The organism is Clostridium paraputrificum AGR2156, from assembly GCF_000424025.1.
Taxonomy (GTDB): domain Bacteria; phylum Bacillota; class Clostridia; order Clostridiales; family Clostridiaceae; genus Clostridium; species Clostridium paraputrificum.
The window spans coordinates 41,547-58,100 of the sequence record NZ_AUJC01000007.1; the positions used below are offsets into that span (position 1 = coordinate 41,547).

Annotated in this window: 17 protein-coding genes, 1 riboswitch and 1 other annotated feature; of the genes, 7 read left to right on the plus strand and 10 right to left on the minus strand. The window is 29.8% G+C overall.

Annotation, left to right across the window (positions count from 1 at the left end):
* Positions 1 to 9 precede the first annotated feature (9 nt).
* From trpD to G594_RS0108150, 5 genes are all read right to left on the minus strand, one after another.
* The gene (gene trpD / locus G594_RS0108130; protein WP_027098129.1) at positions 10 to 1,017 is read right to left on the minus strand and encodes an anthranilate phosphoribosyltransferase; all 1,008 of its coding nucleotides are present in this window, start codon (positions 1,015 to 1,017) and stop codon (positions 10 to 12) included.
* Positions 1,007 to 1,582, minus strand: coding sequence for an anthranilate synthase component II (locus G594_RS0108135; RefSeq protein ID WP_027098130.1), 576 nt, complete (start codon positions 1,580 to 1,582; stop codon positions 1,007 to 1,009). The genes trpD and G594_RS0108135 overlap by 11 nt, the downstream gene beginning before the upstream one ends.
* Positions 1,579 to 2,970, minus strand: a complete 1,392-nt coding sequence (gene trpE, locus G594_RS0108140; RefSeq protein ID WP_027098131.1) for an anthranilate synthase component I — start codon at positions 2,968 to 2,970, stop codon at positions 1,579 to 1,581. Before trpE ends, G594_RS0108135 begins: the two co-directional genes overlap by 4 nt.
* Before the next feature lie 173 nt (positions 2,971 to 3,143).
* Positions 3,144 to 3,459: a binding site (T-box leader), on the minus strand.
* A gap of 105 nt (positions 3,460 to 3,564) precedes the next feature.
* A complete protein-coding gene (dapA, locus tag G594_RS0108145) occupies positions 3,565 to 4,434 on the minus strand; it encodes a 4-hydroxy-tetrahydrodipicolinate synthase (protein WP_027098132.1) in 870 nt (289 codons plus the stop codon).
* Positions 4,435 to 4,548: 114 nt separating this feature from the next.
* Positions 4,549 to 4,712, minus strand: a riboswitch (Lysine riboswitch).
* A 142-nt stretch (positions 4,713 to 4,854) separates the two neighbouring features.
* Positions 4,855 to 5,688 carry a CvfB family protein gene (locus G594_RS0108150; protein WP_027098133.1) on the minus strand — a complete coding sequence of 278 codons (834 nt, stop codon included), beginning with the start codon at positions 5,686 to 5,688 and terminating at the stop codon, positions 4,855 to 4,857.
* A 126-nt stretch (positions 5,689 to 5,814) separates the two neighbouring features.
* On the opposite strand from G594_RS0108150, the gene G594_RS0108155 reads away from it, so the two are divergent.
* Positions 5,815 to 6,807: a CehA/McbA family metallohydrolase gene (locus tag G594_RS0108155; RefSeq protein WP_027098134.1), complete on the plus strand. Its 993-nt coding sequence runs from the start codon at positions 5,815 to 5,817 to the stop codon at positions 6,805 to 6,807.
* Between the two features lie 83 nt (positions 6,808 to 6,890).
* Here the strand turns inward: G594_RS0108155 and G594_RS0108160 are convergent, their stop codons facing one another.
* A complete protein-coding gene (locus G594_RS0108160; RefSeq protein ID WP_034866218.1) occupies positions 6,891 to 7,223 on the minus strand; it encodes a hypothetical protein in 333 nt (110 codons plus the stop codon).
* Between the two features lie 248 nt (positions 7,224 to 7,471).
* On the opposite strand from G594_RS0108160, the gene G594_RS0108165 reads away from it, so the two are divergent.
* From G594_RS0108165 to G594_RS18605, 3 genes are all read left to right on the plus strand, one after another.
* Positions 7,472 to 7,939 (plus strand): Lrp/AsnC ligand binding domain-containing protein, encoded by a 468-nt coding sequence (locus G594_RS0108165; protein WP_027098136.1) that lies wholly within the window; start codon positions 7,472 to 7,474, stop codon positions 7,937 to 7,939.
* A gap of 110 nt (positions 7,940 to 8,049) precedes the next feature.
* Positions 8,050 to 8,256, plus strand: a complete 207-nt coding sequence (locus tag G594_RS0108170) for a DUF378 domain-containing protein (protein WP_027098137.1) — start codon at positions 8,050 to 8,052, stop codon at positions 8,254 to 8,256.
* A 317-nt stretch (positions 8,257 to 8,573) separates the two neighbouring features.
* The gene (locus tag G594_RS18605) at positions 8,574 to 9,164 is read left to right on the plus strand and encodes a putative ABC transporter permease (RefSeq protein WP_051195944.1); all 591 of its coding nucleotides are present in this window, start codon (positions 8,574 to 8,576) and stop codon (positions 9,162 to 9,164) included.
* Positions 9,165 to 9,212: 48 nt separating this feature from the next.
* Here the strand turns inward: G594_RS18605 and G594_RS0108180 are convergent, their stop codons facing one another.
* Together G594_RS0108180 and G594_RS0108185 are read right to left on the minus strand one after the other, a co-directional pair.
* The gene (locus G594_RS0108180; protein ID WP_027098138.1) at positions 9,213 to 10,964 is read right to left on the minus strand and encodes a phosphoenolpyruvate carboxykinase (ATP); all 1,752 of its coding nucleotides are present in this window, start codon (positions 10,962 to 10,964) and stop codon (positions 9,213 to 9,215) included.
* A gap of 151 nt (positions 10,965 to 11,115) precedes the next feature.
* The gene (locus G594_RS0108185) at positions 11,116 to 11,826 is read right to left on the minus strand and encodes a lysophospholipid acyltransferase family protein (protein ID WP_027098139.1); all 711 of its coding nucleotides are present in this window, start codon (positions 11,824 to 11,826) and stop codon (positions 11,116 to 11,118) included.
* A 134-nt stretch (positions 11,827 to 11,960) separates the two neighbouring features.
* Here G594_RS0108185 and G594_RS0108190 point away from each other — a divergent pair, with 134 nt between their 5' ends.
* Complete coding sequence (locus tag G594_RS0108190; RefSeq protein WP_027098140.1) at positions 11,961 to 12,830, plus strand: ComEC/Rec2 family competence protein; 870 nt, start codon at positions 11,961 to 11,963, stop codon at positions 12,828 to 12,830.
* Between the two features lie 9 nt (positions 12,831 to 12,839).
* On the opposite strand, the gene G594_RS0108195 is transcribed toward G594_RS0108190, so the two are convergent.
* Entirely contained in the window at positions 12,840 to 13,637 is a 798-nt protein-coding gene (locus tag G594_RS0108195) for a ribonuclease H-like domain-containing protein (RefSeq protein WP_027098141.1), read from the minus strand.
* 14 nt (positions 13,638 to 13,651) lie between these two features.
* Positions 13,652 to 14,380, minus strand: coding sequence for an HAD-IB family hydrolase (locus G594_RS0108200; RefSeq protein ID WP_027098142.1), 729 nt, complete (start codon positions 14,378 to 14,380; stop codon positions 13,652 to 13,654).
* Positions 14,381 to 14,553: 173 nt separating this feature from the next.
* On the opposite strand from G594_RS0108200, the gene G594_RS0108205 reads away from it, so the two are divergent.
* Both G594_RS0108205 and feoB read left to right on the plus strand, forming a co-directional pair.
* Positions 14,554 to 14,775 carry a FeoA family protein gene (locus G594_RS0108205; RefSeq protein ID WP_027098143.1) on the plus strand — a complete coding sequence of 74 codons (222 nt, stop codon included), beginning with the start codon at positions 14,554 to 14,556 and terminating at the stop codon, positions 14,773 to 14,775.
* 11 nt (positions 14,776 to 14,786) lie between these two features.
* Positions 14,787 to 16,550: a ferrous iron transport protein B gene (gene feoB / locus G594_RS0108210; RefSeq protein WP_027098144.1), complete on the plus strand. Its 1,764-nt coding sequence runs from the start codon at positions 14,787 to 14,789 to the stop codon at positions 16,548 to 16,550.
* The last annotated feature ends 4 nt before the right edge of the window (positions 16,551 to 16,554 follow it).

Genomic DNA, 16,554 nt, shown 5'->3' on the forward strand with positions numbered 1-16,554 from the left:
TCCCCTTTCCTAAGCAGACCTTAACTCTAAATATTTATCATAAGCCTTTCCTGAATATATTAGATCCCTAGCTAATTTAATCCCATCTTTTAGAGAATCTACTACCTTAGCTACATACAAAGCAGCTCCTGTATTTAATACAACAATGTCTCTCTTTGGACCACCTTTTCCCTTTAATATATCCACTATTATCTTTGCGTTATCATTTGGTGTCCCACCAACTAAAGCTTCAGGCTTACAAAGCTCTATTCCATAATCACTTGGATTTAATATATATTTATAAAGCTTCCCATTTTTCACTTCACAAACAGTGGTAGTAGTAGTTGTTGTTATCTCATCTAATCCATCATCTCCATGAACTACCATTGCCCTTTCTAGCCCTAAGTTTAATAATACATCTCCAACTGTTTCTATTAAATTCCCATCATATACTCCCATAAGCTGTCCAGTTAATGGAGCTGGATTCAAAAGTGGGCCAACCATATTAAACAATGTCCTAGTGCCCAGCTCCAATCTTTCCTTTGCAACATTCTTCATTCCTTTGTTATAAGAAGGAGCAAGTAGAAATGCCATTCCTTTATCTTCTATTACCCTTTTACTTTCTTCTTTTGTATAATCGACTTTAATACCCAACTCTTTTAAAACATCAAAACTACCACTTTTACTTGATACAGCCCTATTTCCATGTTTAGCCACCTTTACTCCTCCACTAGCTGCAATAATTGCTACAGCTGTTGATATATTAAAAGTATTGGCTCCATCTCCACCTGTCCCACAACAATCAATTAAGTTCTCCTTTTCCTCTACATCAACCTTCACAGTTTCCTTTCTTAATGCTTTAACTGCTCCTAACAATTCTTCTGAAGTTTCTCCCTTAACCTTTAAACCTATCAGGAATCCACCCTTCTGACTGGATGTAGCTTCCCCCCTCATAATCTCTTCCATTACTTCTCTAACTTCATCTTCTGACAAATCTATCTGCATAACTAACTTCTTCATTGCATCATTAATTTTCATAACATATCCCCTCCACAAAATTCTTTAAAATTCTTTTTCCCTTTGCTGTAAATATAGATTCAGGATGAAACTGCACTCCAAATATTTTCTTTTCTTTATGCTTAATTCCCATAATTACTCCATCTTCTGTTTCAGCTATTATTGATAATTCTTTAGGTAAGCTCTCCCTTTCTATTACTAAAGAATGATATCTCATAACATCTATCCTCCTAGAAATTCCTTCAAAGATATCATTTCCTCTAACGTTTATTTTTGAGCTTTTTCCATGACATATCTTATCTGCCCTAATAATATTGGCTCCAAAGGCTTTTCCTATAGCCTGATGCCCTAAACAAATCCCAAAAATAGGAATATAATCTCCAAGTTCTTTAATTAGTTGAACTGATATCCCAGCATCTTCTGGCCTTCCAGGTCCTGGTGATATAACTAATCCTTTTGGATTTAAATTTTTAATTTCTTTTAATGTTATTTCATCATTTCTATAGACTTTAACCTGTTCAAATTCACTTAAATATTGATATAAATTAAAAGTAAAGGAATCATAATTATCTATTAATACAATCATCTTAACGCCTCCTTTAGTGCCATTAATTTATTTTGAGTCTCTTCAAACTCTTTTTCTGAATCTGAATCATACACAACACCACCACCTGATTGAAGATATGCAATTTTATCTCTTAACACTAAAGTTCTAATTGCTATACACATGTCCATATCTCCACCATAAGAAAAATATCCTACTGCTCCTCCATAAATTCCTCTTTTCTTATCCTCTAGCTCCTCTATTATCTCAATTGCTCTTATCTTAGGCGCTCCAGATAATGTTCCTGCTGGCAAACATGAAGCTAGAGCATCAAATGCGTCCTTATTCTTTCTAAGAACCCCTACAACTTGGCTTGTAATATGCATTACATGAGAAAATCTTTCTATCTTCATAAAATCCTTCACTTCCACAGTCCCCACTTCACTTACCCTACCAATATCATTTCTTCCTAAATCAACTAGCATTACATGCTCCGCTCTTTCCTTTTCATCATTTATTAATTCTTCTTCTAACTTTAAATCTTCATGTTTACTTCTTCCTCTTTTTCTTGTACCTGCAATAGGATTAGTCATGACCTTTCTTCCTTTTACAGCAACCAACCTTTCTGGAGAAGATCCAATTACTTGATAGCTATAATAATCTAGAAAAAACATGTACGGAGATGGATTTCCTTCTCTTAGACTTCTATATATCTCAAGAGGTGGTTTTTCCGTTTTGCAATACATTCTTTGAGATGGAACAACCTGAAAAATATCACCTTTTTTTATATAATCTTTTGCCCTATCTACCTTTTTCATATATTCTTCTTTTGTTGTACCAAGTTTTATTTTTATAACTTTCTTTTCTAACTCCTTATCATATTTAATCGGTTTATTTATTAATTTATTAAAATACTCCCTTTGACCACCTATAACTTCCTCATACTGGCACTTATTATTTGGAAATACATTATCAACTACATATACCTTGTGAGTAAAATGATCATAACAAATATATCTTTTATAAAAATTAAACCTTATTGTAGGTATATCCAATTCATCATAGTTATTAAGTTTTAATTTTTTCTCATATAACGCTATAGTGTCATATCCCATATACCCTATAGCTCCACCTTTAAACGAAAACTTATTGCTTTTATTATCAAAATCAATTTGTGTTTCCTTTTTTATTGTTAATATATCTTGTAAAGTTTCTCCAATGACCTCTTTATAAGGGCTATCGCCTAAATAAGAATATCTTCCAAACCTATTTTCTTTACATCCACTTTCTAAAATAAACTTTCTTTCTCCATCTAAAGCTTTAAATAGTGTTATTGGAGTAATTTCATCCCCTCTAAATTCACTTATAATAGAAAATACTTTTTTAGATTTAATATTTTCCTCAAATTGTTCTTTTGAAATATTAATCATGTTTACTCCCCCTTTTTATAAATAAATTTACATATCACTTAAATACTTAAGTTATGAACAGATTGTCTAATTATATAGTTTTTTTCAGTGCACTCTGGATTTCGGAAACTCATATTAACAACAGACTAGGCACATATAATTTCCTAAAGAATAAAAAAAGTCACTTCATCCTATAATGGGACGAAGTGACTCGTGGTGCCACCCATTTTTTGTATAACAAAAGTGTTTATAAAAACAAAAGATACTTCATCCCTTAGGACGAAATACCTTATTTCGCTATGCCACCTACGTTACACACAATCTTTACCAGGTACGGAACTTAATCGATACCCTGTCCTTTTAACGGCGGACTTCCCGTACACCTGTACTATAAATTCCAAGTGTCATCTCAAAGACCCATTCAATAAAGGCTACAGCACTTGGATCACACCACCCCAAGCTCTCTGAAACTAATTTCCTATACCTACTCTCTCTTTTCACTGACTTTAATTTTTATTTATTCACATTATATTCAAGTATTCCTTAAAATTCCAATAGTGTTTTTCTGGATTTTTCTTTATTTAAACAACTCTACTAATATATCCTTTAAAATCCTTACTGTAACACAATATTGCTATCCAATTCATTTTTTAGCTCTTCCGATATTGGTACCAATGGTAGTCTAACTTCATCAGAATTAATTAATCCTATTTTCTTTAACATATATTTTATAGGTGTTGGATTAGGCTCTTTAAACAGTAAAGGAATCATAGGAGAAATCTCCTTCCATATTTCTAGAGCTGCTTTCGCATCATTATTTTGTATATAATCATATACTTTTATAAACTCTTTAGTTTTCAAATGTGCTGATGCTGTTACTCCACCATCTCCACCTAGTAATAATGAACTATAAAATAAATTATCTTCTCCTGATAATACGCTAAATTCATCTGGCTTATTTAACAAAAGCTCTATAGTTTTATTAAAATCTCCAGATGCATCTTTTACCCCAACTATATTTTTCTCTTCTGATAATCTTAGGATCGTTTCATTTTCCATATTTCTTCCAGTCCTATATGGAATATTATATAATACAATATCTAAATCTGTACTTTCAGATATTTTTTTGAAGTGTTCATATATTCCTCTTTGATCTGGTCTATTATAATATGGACTTACAGATAGTATTCCTTGTACTTTATGCTTTTCAACCACCTTCAATTTATCAACTACACTTCTTGTACAATTTCCACCTAGTCCAATTATTACAGGTACTCTTCCATTTACCACTTCCATTGTTTTAGATACTATCTCTTCATATTCCTTTTCTGAAAGAGTTGGTGTTTCACCAGTTGTACCTAATGGCATTAAGCCATGTACCCCTTCATTGATATAATGATTTACCAACTTTTCATAAGATACCATATCTAATTCATCATTTTCAAATGGTGTCACAACTGGCACCCAAAGTCCTTTTACTTTCATATTTCTTACCCCCTATTTATTAAGGTAAGGGCAAATCTATTAAAAAAATAATACCCATCATTAAAAATGATGGGTAGAGTATTTATACTAATAGATTATACATATAGATATTTAAATCTGTGTAGCCCTCCACTTACGTGACAGTTATACAAATATTATTTGCATACCCAGAAAATAGCTTTGCCTCTATCTCCTTCGGCTAGTATTCCTTTCATCTATTATCATAGTGTGCCCACTCCTATAGATTACTCTTAATAACTAGCGCCTCTACCTCTATTACTTATTCAATTTCTTAAATAATAACTCTAATAGTATATTTTGTCAACAGCTACAAATTTACATTTCCAAATTAATCATGTCTCCATGACATAATTAAAACAAAAAAGAGAAATCTAATTAAGATTTCTCTAATAATTGAATCTATTTAATTAATTTTGTCCCTTCGCTATTTTGCTCTATTCTTCCTTCTTTCATTAAACCGCCAAGTGCCATCTTAAAATAGTTTTTAGATGTATGGAAGGTTTCTTTTATTAATTCAGGAGCGCTCTTATCATTAAAAGGCATATATCCATCATTTTCAAGTAAATAGCTTACTATAGATTCCTTTAACATTTCCCTTTCATCAAGTCTCTTCTTTCTATTAGTTATACCAATTATACCATCTTCATATATTCTTTTAATTCTACCTTTAAACTTATCCCCTGGATATATATCTGTAAAATGTTCATTTCCTAAGATTATAGCTTCATATTTACCATCAATAGCTACCCTTATTGTCTTTTCTCCACCTTTTCCATATGCTATAACTTCTACTTCATCGCCAACTTTAAAGCCTTCACCTTTTTCTATGTAAGGATCAACATATGTAGTTGCTGCTAATCTATTAGTTTTATCTAGATATGCATATAACAAGTACTTCTTGCCTGTTACCAATTTAAACTTTTGTTCTTTAATTGGTATAAATATATCTCTATCTAAGCCCATATTTGCAAAAGCTCCAAATGAACTTTGACCAACTATTTCTAAATATGCAACTTCTCCTACCTTTATCAATGGCTTTTTCATAGTTGCAATTGGCCTATCCTTAGAATCTCTATATACAAATACTTCTACTTCTTCTCCTACTTCTATTTCTTCATTTAATATCAAATTATTTGGCAATAGAATATCATTCCCGTTACCATCAGTTAAATAAAAACCAAATTCAACTTTTCTATCTACTTTTAAAGTATTATCTTCTCCAATATAAATCATAGATAAATCTCCTACCTTTTCCTTTTGTATTCTACTTATTTTATCATTACTATTGATTATTGTCATCATTTCATACCTTTAAGCACTATATATATTATAGTAAACATTTTTTAAGAGGGAACGGGTTTGGGAAAAAGTAAAAAAAAGAATAAAATATTAAAATGCTTTTATGGAATTCCACATTGTCATACGGCTTTTTCTACTGGTCGTGGCACCCCTAATGATGCCTATGAATACGGTAAAAACACCCAAATAGATTTCATGATAATAACTGATCACAACTCCTATTTAGGCAAAGATTTATATTGGAATAATAAAGAAATATCAAAATGGAATGTAACTAATGCAATGGCAGAAAGATTTGCAAAAAAAAATGATTCATTCTTACCAATGGTTGGTTTTGAGACAAAAACTTCTCTATATGGTGATTTTAATATAATTAATTCTAACACATACTTTAAGGGGATAATTAAGGACATAAACTTACTAATTCTATGGATGCTAAATAACCCCGAAGCTATTGTTACTATTAATCATCCACATAGAAACATTACTTCCTTAGCTTATAATGAGGTTTTAAATAAAATTATAACCTCTATGGAAGTTGGAAATGGATCTTACCCTAATAAGTATATTCGTCACGATAAATATTACTATTCTCTTCTTGATAAAGGTTGGAAGCTTGGGGCTATAAATAGCCAGGATAACCATAGACTTAATTTTGGTGATAGTGATAACCTTACAGGAATATTAGCTTATGAACTAAAAAAAGATGAACTTATAGATGCATTTAGGGAAAGAAGAACTTTTTCTACAGAATCAAGAACTCTTGAAATGTATTTCACTATAAACGATTCTATGATGGGAACTGAAATTATTCTTAAGGATGACACATTACGATTTATGATATTTGCTGAAGATAAAAATAACAAAATAAAATCTATTGAAATAGTTACAAATAAAAGTACTATAGTTAAAAAAATTGAAAATATTAACCTTAATTCTATAAAATATTTGTATGATCATAAATATATTGAAGGGGAAAGTTGGTATTTAATTAGAATTTGGCAACAAGACAATAGGCTTGCCATAAGTTCCCCAATCTTTATTGAAAAATAAACAAGTTAAGTGAATATTTGTTTCACTTGATTTTATAACTTCCTTAAAAACAAAAAAATCCCTAATTTTAGGGATTTTATATTTTAATCATTTTTTTGATTTTTTAACCTATTTGGTTTAGACTTTGGTTTTATTACTATTTTCTTCTCATTAGACTTCTTTGGTCCTCCAGTTTGCTGAATATCCATAAACCAGAAAAAAGAAATAACTGTTACAGCCATAACTATCATTTGTATTACCATTCCTTCTGGTCTAACAAATAACTGTATAGCAAAACCTATAATTGCTACAGCAAGTGGTATAAATTTATTTATTCTAATCTTTGTAAATACCCATTTCTTACATAGCATTATAATCCCTAATAGTACAGCAAACATGATAACTAAATATAATGCTGATATTAAAAAGTTTACCATCCGTCACATCCTCCTTAACTTTAACTATACTAATAATATTAGAGTAAAATGAACAGTTTTTCAAGTAGAATTATTATATATAATAATTCTTATATCTCCTTACTAAAATATTTATTTTTTGATAATATCTTGATAAAATTTTAATTTTAATTAGCATTTTTTGCTTTTTTATAATTTTTCCTTTGAAATTCATACATTTTTTGATAAAATAGAAATTAGTAATATATGAATTAAAATGAGGTGGCAATATGGCATTAAATCCTAATCTCCAATTAGATGAATTAGATCTTCAAATATTAGAATTACTTATAAAAGATTGTAGAACACCATACCTGGAAATAGCAAGAATATGTCATGTTAGTGGAGGAACTATACATGTCAGAATGAAAAAGATGGAGGACATGGGAATTATCAAAGGTTCAAGAATTCTACTAGACCTTGCAAAACTAGGATATGATGTATGTTGTTTTGTTGGTATATATGTAGATAAAACTTCTTCTTTTTCTTACGTTTTTGAAGAAATGAAGAAAATAAACGAAGTTGTAGAATTGCATTTAACAACAGGTGATTATTCAATGTTTGCAAAAGTTATTTCAAAAAATATAGCAGATTTACAAAATACCTTGCTAGAAAAAATAAATAATATTGATGGTATTCAAAGAACTGATACATTTATATCTCTTTCTCAACCAATTGATAGAAATATAACTCTTTAAAGAAGAAAACTCGCTTGTTAGCGAGTTTTCTTCTTTAAATCCATTCTTAGAATAAAACTTTTTTTTATGGTTACACTATATATCGTAAACCATAAAAGGAGTGTGTTTTTATGAAAATATTAGATACAATAGCACTAACACTAGTAATAATAGGAGCTGTAAACTGGGGACTTATTGGTTTCTTTGAATTTGATTTAGTTGCAGCTCTATTTGGAGAAATGACCGCATTTAGTAGAATAATATACGGCCTAGTTGGTATTGCAGGATTATATGCAATCTCTTTCTTTGCAAAGAGTCAGTATAAAAGCGTAGAATAGTTACCCTAATAGTTCAGCATAGAGTTTGCTGAACTATTTTTAATGTCTAGGAAAATATATAAATTTTTGAGTAGCAAAATCTTATGGATACAGAACTTGAGTGGTGAAAATATGCTAAGACGTTAAAAATAAAAATTATAATGCCACCACAGAACACCAAAAGCAAGTTTTGGAACCTGTGGTATGACTAAAAAAGTGACTTCTTCGCTAAAGGGTGACAAAGCCACTTTTTTAATGTTTAAGATAATTTTAAGCTTATCTTTAATATTTTATTAATATTGTTATTATATAATTTATTTAAAAGAAAGGAGGGTAATATGAATATTCAAAATTTGCTATCATATAATTTCTATAATCTATTTTTTTATTTTATTATTTACTCTTTCTTAGGTTGGTGTGTTGAAGTTTTATACGCATATAAGAATCAAAAAAAGTTCGTTAACAGAGGCTTTTTGCATGGTCCTCTTTGTCCTATTTACGGACTATGTATTTCTTCCATGGTAATTGTATTAGATAACATAAATGTTACTCTTCCATTTTTATTAGTAGTAGCTACAATTGTTATCTCCATTATAGAATACCTGACTGGATACATATTAGAAAAGTTATTCAAGACAAAATACTGGGATTATACTGATGATCCATTTAATATACATGGTAGAATTTGCTTACACTTTTCTATTATGTGGGGTATAACCTCTGTAAGTGTAGTAAAGATAATTCATCCACTAGTTAAATATATAGTAACATCTATTACTCCACTTCTTAGCACTATATTATTTTGCTTACTATTTATTTTACTTATATTTGATTTTTCACTTACGATTTCAAAACTTGTAAACTTTAAAAAATTTGATTTAAACATACAACTTGGAACATTATCATTATTTAATAGGTTAAAAAAGTAATTTATTTAAAAGAGCCGGCGCTAATTAATTAGCACCGGCTCTTTTATACTATCTTTCAAACTTTTTTATTTCTTCAAATAATTCTATAGCAGCATTTCTTGGTCCGTTCTTTTCTAGTCCTTTTACTCCAAGACACGTTTTTATTTGTCCTACTTTTACACCAATGTTGAACATAGCTTCAAAGTATTCCTTAATCAAGGCATCTGTTTCTTCAACCTTTTGTGCTGGACCAAATGGATTCGCAAAGAATGATTCTACTAAACCTGTTTCTGTTGTAGTTCCCTTAGCCATTCTTGCTCCTGCTCTAAATACTTTAATTGCATCCTCTGGAGTATTAAAATATTCTAATGAATGTTGTCCCTCTTCAACCTTTGTATAATTATTTGCATAGAAGAAGAAGTCTACATTGTATCCTCTAACAACTTCCTTATATGGAGTTATTGGCATTACTAATCTAGCATTAGTCTTATCTGGATTCATGAATATACTTCTATCCATTTCTTTAAATGCATATCCTTGATCTAAATCATCAAGTCTTACAAATGCACCTATTTCTGTACCATAACCAACAATCTTATTATCTTCAAGCTTAAATGTACCCATATCGTCAAATAATATAGTCATATTAGAAATATAATCTTCACTTAATGATCTAAATGCTTCTATACTTTCTGACTTACCAGCACCACTGTCTCCCATTATAACAACATTTGCTGTGTTACCATCCTTAAGTTGAATATTAACCATTGCCCCATGGATTGGTAAATATCCTTTTCTTATCATTCTTAAGTTGTGTAATGTTAAACACATCTTTTTCATATATCCAAAGTAATCTATTTTATCTGAGTGATTAACATATCCAAGCATTATATCATTCTTCTTGTCTTCATAGAATACTGTCTTTAACTCTTCATTATCATCAGTTGCCCCAAATACATAAACTATATCAGGCTTTCTACCTCTACATTCTTCTTTTCTAGCCATTTCAAATAAGTTACATAGAGTTATTCCATGTTCCATGTAATCTCTATGGAAATATACATATGCTAGAGATTCCCCAATTTTTGCTGGATAACAGAACCAATGGTCACTATTAATATTTGCATCTTGTAGTGGATTCTCAAATACTTCAGTAAACATTCCATCTCTTGTAGATCTCTTTGGATAAGTAATGAATGGTGTTTCTAAAAGTATTGAATCAATAAAAGGAACATATTCTATAGCTTCATACCCTCTAGGTATTGGCCACATCATCATACCAATCTTAATACAAGAGTTACCACCAGCTGGAATTTGTCTAAATACTTGTGGTTCTCCTCCTATAACATTCTTCTCTACTTTTCTATATAACTTTAACACTAGCTTAGAAAACTCTGCATTTGCTTCTGTAAAACTAACTGCTGCTAGTCCATGTTCTATTGAACCTGTATGAATTAATGTATATCTTTCTAATCTTCTCCAGAAAAGATACAAGTCTTCTACTAAAGCTACAAATTCATCCTTATCTGCTAAAAGCTCTACGTACCTAGGATTACTTTCACTTATTTCTCTTGCACTCATTACAGTTAAGCACTTAAAAACTTTAATTATATCTTTTCTTAACTCTGCTATGTCATCTGTTCCTAATGTCTTCTTTACGTATCTAAAGGCAAGAGTATTTTTCTTTTCCGATTTCTTTAGATATACATCAATTACTCTTCTAAACCCTTCACTTTCAAGTAACATCTCAAATGTTTTACAGTACTTTGCTGTAAAGTTGATTATTACTTTATCATTGCTCATTGAAAATTCTTTTCTCATTTCTATGCCCCCTAATGAATTTTTTATATTTGTAAAATTGCATTTTTTGCTTTATAAACCAATATTAATATGATTATAACACAAGAAATGCAATTTTGAAACATTCAAATTTGCATTTCTTATGAATGTAATTGTTTAACACGAACTTTTTTTATATTTTTTCATATAAACTACGCACACTTTCTTCTACTCTTAACATTAGTTCTCTTTCTACTTCCTTAGAAATATTTTCAGTTTCTATAGCTTCCCCAAAAATAACTTTAACTTTTCCAGGTACAAATTCTTTACTATCTTCAAAACAAGCAGATGTACCTTTTATTGCAACAGGAATTATTGGTGCCTTAGATTTGCTTGCTATTTTAATACTCCCCCTTTTAAACTCATGTATTTTACCATCTTTGCTTCTTGTCCCCTCTGGAAAAATAGTAAAATTATATCCATCCTTTATATTATTCACAGCTTGATTAATTGCCTTCATTCCTTCTCTTATATTATCTCTATCTATCGTTACACTCTTTACATGAGTAATCCAATATCCAATAAGAGGTGCTTTGGCTAATTCTTTCTTAGCCACAAAATCTAAAGTTCTTTGAGTTGAATATCTCATAACTGGTATGTCTAATATACTTTGATGATTTCCCATAAATACACATGTTTTATCTGGAATATTTTCAAATCCTTCTACTTCAATTTCCATTCCTATTATATTTATAGTAAAATAAGTCCATTTTCTAAAAACTTCTTGAGCATATTTCCAGGCTTCCTCTTCCCCCTTGAACTTTTCTATATAATCCCTCTTAATTCCTTTTAGTCTCATAATAAGCATATAAACTACATAACGTACATACTTTATATATTTCATTTTTCCACCTTCTCTCTTAGATTAAAATAATTATATCCTTAAAAATTTTATTATGCAATGTAATCATTTTTCTTTATTATAATAACTTTTGATGTTACACTAAAATATATTATACAAAGGAGGAGGTTATTTATATGAAGAAAAAACTTTCTATTATAGCTATTATTTTAAGCTTTTTTTCACTTTTCTTATTAGGCTGTGAAAAACAAAATGAATCTATAGGGCAAACTGCAGGAGAAATGACCGTACACTATATAAACGTAGGTCAAGGAGATTCCATTTTGATACAAGTAAATAATAAAAATATGCTTATAGACGCTGGTCCTGGAAAAAGTAAAGATATGTTGCTTAAGTACTTAGATTCGTTAAATCTAAAAAAAATTGATTATGTAATTGCAACCCACCCTCATGAAGACCATATTGGTAATCTTGATGATGTAATTAACAAATATGAGATTGGTGCATTCTATTCACCTAAAGTTACTCATACAACTAAAGCTTATGAAAATATGATTAAAGCTTTAAAAAAGAAAAATTTAAAGATTAATGTAATAAAAGAAGGAACTAATTCTATTGACTTAGGAGAAGGAACTAAGGTTTCTGTTTTCTCACCTATTAAGGCTGAATATAAGAAAGGTTCCCAGCAAGACTTTAATAACTATTCTCCAGTAATGAAAATTGAGTTTGGAAAAACATCATTCTTATTTACTGGTGATGCAGAGGCAGAAGTAGAAAAAGAAATACTTAATAAAGGATATGATGTTAGTGCTGATGTATTAAAATTTGGCCATCATGGCTCTTCAACCTCAACATCTGAAGCCTTCCTAAAAGCTGTTAATCCTTCTATAGGTGTTATTCAACTTGCTGAAGATAACACATATGGTCATCCTCATAAAGAAACATTAGACCTTATAAAGAAATACAAGCTTCGCGTATACAGAAACGATAAAGATGGAGATATAGTTTTATCCTCAGATGGTACAAATATTATAAAGAAGAAATAAAGGAGATTGCTACTTAGCAATCTCCTCTTTTTCTATAATTATATCTTCAAGTTGCTCTTCATCTTCTTCTGACTCTTTAGCAACCTCATCTAATATTTCTTCATCAATAATTTCAATATCTTCAATTGATTTTATTTGTGAAACTTCATCCTCTTCCTTATCTTCAAATATTATACTCTTCCAATTTACAAAAATGTGATAAAGATTTACAACATCTTGTTCATTATATAATAATATTTTCTCAATCTTCTCCCTAGGCATCCTCTTAATATAGTCTTTATCCTTCATTACCTTATGAAATGTTTTAGCTAAATTTGAACCACTTATTACTTCACTTTCTCTTATTATCCCAAATTGCTTTTCAAGATTTTTTAACCCTATAGAAGTTTTTCTTTCTCTTTCATACTCTTTCTGAATATCAACTGATGCAAATTCTTCATTGAAGTTGTAAATAACTCCATACTTTTGGAACAAATAATTTATTACAGTAAAATCATTATTTCCAGAGAAAGTTACTATAGCTTTTTTGCCTTTATTTTTCATAGATATAAAATAGTTTTTAGCTAAATAAAGAATATCAAGTCCTTCATATCTATTTTCTATCATATATTGAGTAACTTCTAGAGATTTTGTTCTGCTATTATAAACACAAGCACCAAACACTCCTATACATTTTGGTTTTTTATACACATAATGTTCCAAATCAAAAAAAATCATATCCTCAGGTAAAAACTCCATACCTTCGTGATTAATCATAAGGTCATTAGACACATCATCAACTCTCAAGATGTTTTCTCTAATTATCACAGTACCACTCTTTTCTACGCAAATTGTAGGTTATTAACATCTAAATTATAAGTTACATCCTTTCTTTCTACTATGACATTAACTTTTTTCTTTAGACTTTCATCATTAATAACCTTTCCTAATAACTCTTTTGTCGGGTTCATACAATAGGGATTTCCAACCATATTTAGCATAGTATAATCCCCAGCTGTATCACCATAAGCATAACTCTTATCTAACTCTATATCATATAGCTTTACTAATTCATTAATTGCTTTTTGTTTACTCTCACTATCCCACATAGGAATTACATCCCCTGTATACATATTATGTTCATCTTGAACATAAATTGACCCTCTAAAATCATCAAATTCATATTTTTTAGCCATCTCTCTTACAAGTTCATATGGAGAACCTGATACTGTTATTATAATATGCCCTTGTTCTTTATGCCACTTAATTCTATCTCTAGTAAAAGTGTACACTCTATCACCTTTTTGTTCAACTACCCTCTTTGCTATAAAATCTATTTGATCTTTTTTAAGACCTTTTATAGCATCCATATATATATCTACCATTTTTAACAGATAATTATCATAATCACCTTGACGTTTATCCCACCTAACAAACTCAGGCCTTACTTCATTATACCACTTTTCACCCTGTATTATCTCATATTTAACTAACTTCTTAAAAACTTCAGTTATTAACCCTTCCCTATATACAGTTCCATCAATATCAAAAAATGCTGCGACTTTTTTCACAATCTATACCTCCTTTAATAATATATATTGTTTCTATTATACTTAGTTTTTATTTTTTCGCAAATTTAATTAATTATTAATGAAATTGAGATTTACTTTCATTGACATTTTTATCTTTAAATGATAGTATAATATTGATAATGATTTTCATTCAATTTTTAGAGGTGATTAGAATGTGTTTATGCGAATTAGAATTAGGGGAAATTGGAACAATTAATGAAATAAAGGGAGATTCAAAGTTAACAAAAAGACTTTGGGCTCTTGGTTGTATAGAAGGAACAAAAATACAGCTAAAAAGGGTTGCACCATTAGGTGATCCGATAATAGTAAACTTAAGAGGATTTGATTTGGCTATAAGAAAAAAGGACGCTAAAAATATTTTTATTCAAAAGTAAGGGGGATTTATATGACAACTATTGCTCTTCTTGGTAATCCCAATGTAGGTAAAACAACATTATTTAACGCTTTGACTGGTTCAAAACAATATGTTGGAAATTGGCCAGGAGTAACTGTAGATAAAAAAGAAGGTTTTTTTAATGATATTAAAATTGTAGACCTTCCTGGAATATATGCAATGGATACTTTTTCAAATGAAGAAAAGGTAGCTAAAAACTTTTTAGAACAAGATGATGTTGATTTAATATTAAACATTGTTGATGCTTCAAACTTAGACAGAAACTTATATCTAACTACTCAATTAAAACAATTTAATAAGCCAATTATTTTAGCTGTAAATATGGTAGATATAGCAGAAAATAAAGGAATTATTATTGATTATAAAAAATTAGAATCTTTATTTAATATAAAAGTTATGCCTATATCAGCTGCTAAAGGAACAGGAATAGATAAGCTTAAAGAATTCATTTCAACAACTACTATTAGCAAACCTAATGATATTGACAAGTTTAACTTTAAGGACGAAAAAGCTGCTTATAAGTACATAGAAAGTGTTTTAATAGAGTGTAGTAAAGTACCCGATAATAAAAAGGTTTCTTTTACAGATAAATTAGATAAAATATTACTTAATCCATTTTTAGCTTATCCAATTTTTATTCTAATGATGGTATTAATGTTTCAAATTACATTTTCATGGGTTGGACAACCTTTATCAGATATGCTAGATGGATTACTAAATGATTCCTTTATGCCATGGTTAAGTGAATTATTATCAAATTCGTCACCTTGGTTCCAATCACTTATTGTAGATGGAATAGTTGGAGGAGTTGGAGGAATACTTGTTTTACTTCCTGTAATACTTTCACTTTTCGTTTGTATTACAATATTAGAAGATAGCGGGTATATGGCAAGAGTTGCTTTTATAATGGACAAGCTTATGAGAAAAATGGGTCTATCGGGAAAAGCATTTATTCCTATGATTGTTGGATTTGGATGTTCAGTTCCTGCTATTATGAGTGCTAGAACCCTTGAAAGCGAAAAGGATAGAAAACTTACTGCTTTACTTGTTCCGTTAATGTCATGTAATGCAAGATTACCTGTTTATACAGTTTTTGCAGCAGTATTCTTTGCTGATCACCAAGGACTAGTAGTTGGTTCACTTTACTTCTTAGGAATATTACTTGCATTCTTAATAGGTATATTATTTAAGAATACAATTTTCAAGAAGGACGAAGAACCTTTTATAATAGAACTACCTGAATATAAAAAGCCTGAATTCAAATCAGTTCTAACTCAAACTTTAGATAAGGGTAAAAGCTTCTTAAAGAAAGCTGGTACAATAATATTTGCTATGAGTGTAGTTATTTGGTTATTATCTAACTTTAGCCTTAGCGGAATGGTTGATAACGTAAATGATAGTATCTTAGCTAACATTGGTTCCTTTATAGCACCAGTATTTACTCCATTAGGATTTGGTAACTGGCAATCATCAGTTTCTTTATTATCTGGGTTACTAGCTAAAGAAACAGTAGTTGCTTCTATGGGAGTTATATTTGGCGGAGATTTATCAGTAACATTAGCTTCACATTTCACTGCATTATCAGCTTACTCTTTCTTAGTATTTGTATTACTATACACTCCATGTGTATCTGTAATTGGTGCAATGAAAAAAGAATACGGAACTAAACTTACACTATTCTCAGTAACTTATCAATTAGTATTAGCATGGGTTGTTTCATTCTTAGTATTTAACATAGGCAAGTTCTTAATTTAGAAAG

Bases quoted from the DNA above. Each gene is read 5' to 3' on its own strand.
- trpD (WP_027098129.1), bottom strand. From the start codon at position 1,017: ATGAAAATTAATGATGCAATGAAGAAGTTAGTTATGCAGATAGATTTG.
- G594_RS0108135 (WP_027098130.1), bottom strand. From the start codon at position 1,582: ATGATTGTATTAATAGATAATTATGATTCCTTTACTTTTAATTTATAT.
- trpE (WP_027098131.1), bottom strand. From the start codon at position 2,970: ATGATTAATATTTCAAAAGAACAATTTGAGGAAAATATTAAATCTAAA.
- dapA (WP_027098132.1), bottom strand. From the start codon at position 4,434: ATGAAAGTAAAAGGACTTTGGGTGCCAGTTGTGACACCATTTGAAAAT.
- G594_RS0108150 (WP_027098133.1), bottom strand. From the start codon at position 5,688: ATGATTTATATTGGAGAAGATAATACTTTAAAAGTAGATAGAAAAGTT.
- G594_RS0108160 (WP_034866218.1), bottom strand. From the start codon at position 7,223: ATGGTAAACTTTTTAATATCAGCATTATATTTAGTTATCATGTTTGCT.
- G594_RS0108165 (WP_027098136.1), top strand. From the start codon at position 7,472: ATGGCATTAAATCCTAATCTCCAATTAGATGAATTAGATCTTCAAATA.
- G594_RS0108170 (WP_027098137.1), top strand. From the start codon at position 8,050: ATGAAAATATTAGATACAATAGCACTAACACTAGTAATAATAGGAGCT.
- G594_RS18605 (WP_051195944.1), top strand. From the start codon at position 8,574: ATGAATATTCAAAATTTGCTATCATATAATTTCTATAATCTATTTTTT.
- G594_RS0108180 (WP_027098138.1), bottom strand. From the start codon at position 10,964: ATGAGAAAAGAATTTTCAATGAGCAATGATAAAGTAATAATCAACTTT.
- G594_RS0108185 (WP_027098139.1), bottom strand. From the start codon at position 11,826: ATGAAATATATAAAGTATGTACGTTATGTAGTTTATATGCTTATTATG.
- G594_RS0108190 (WP_027098140.1), top strand. From the start codon at position 11,961: ATGAAGAAAAAACTTTCTATTATAGCTATTATTTTAAGCTTTTTTTCA.
- G594_RS0108205 (WP_027098143.1), top strand. From the start codon at position 14,554: ATGTGTTTATGCGAATTAGAATTAGGGGAAATTGGAACAATTAATGAA.
- feoB (WP_027098144.1), top strand. From the start codon at position 14,787: ATGACAACTATTGCTCTTCTTGGTAATCCCAATGTAGGTAAAACAACA.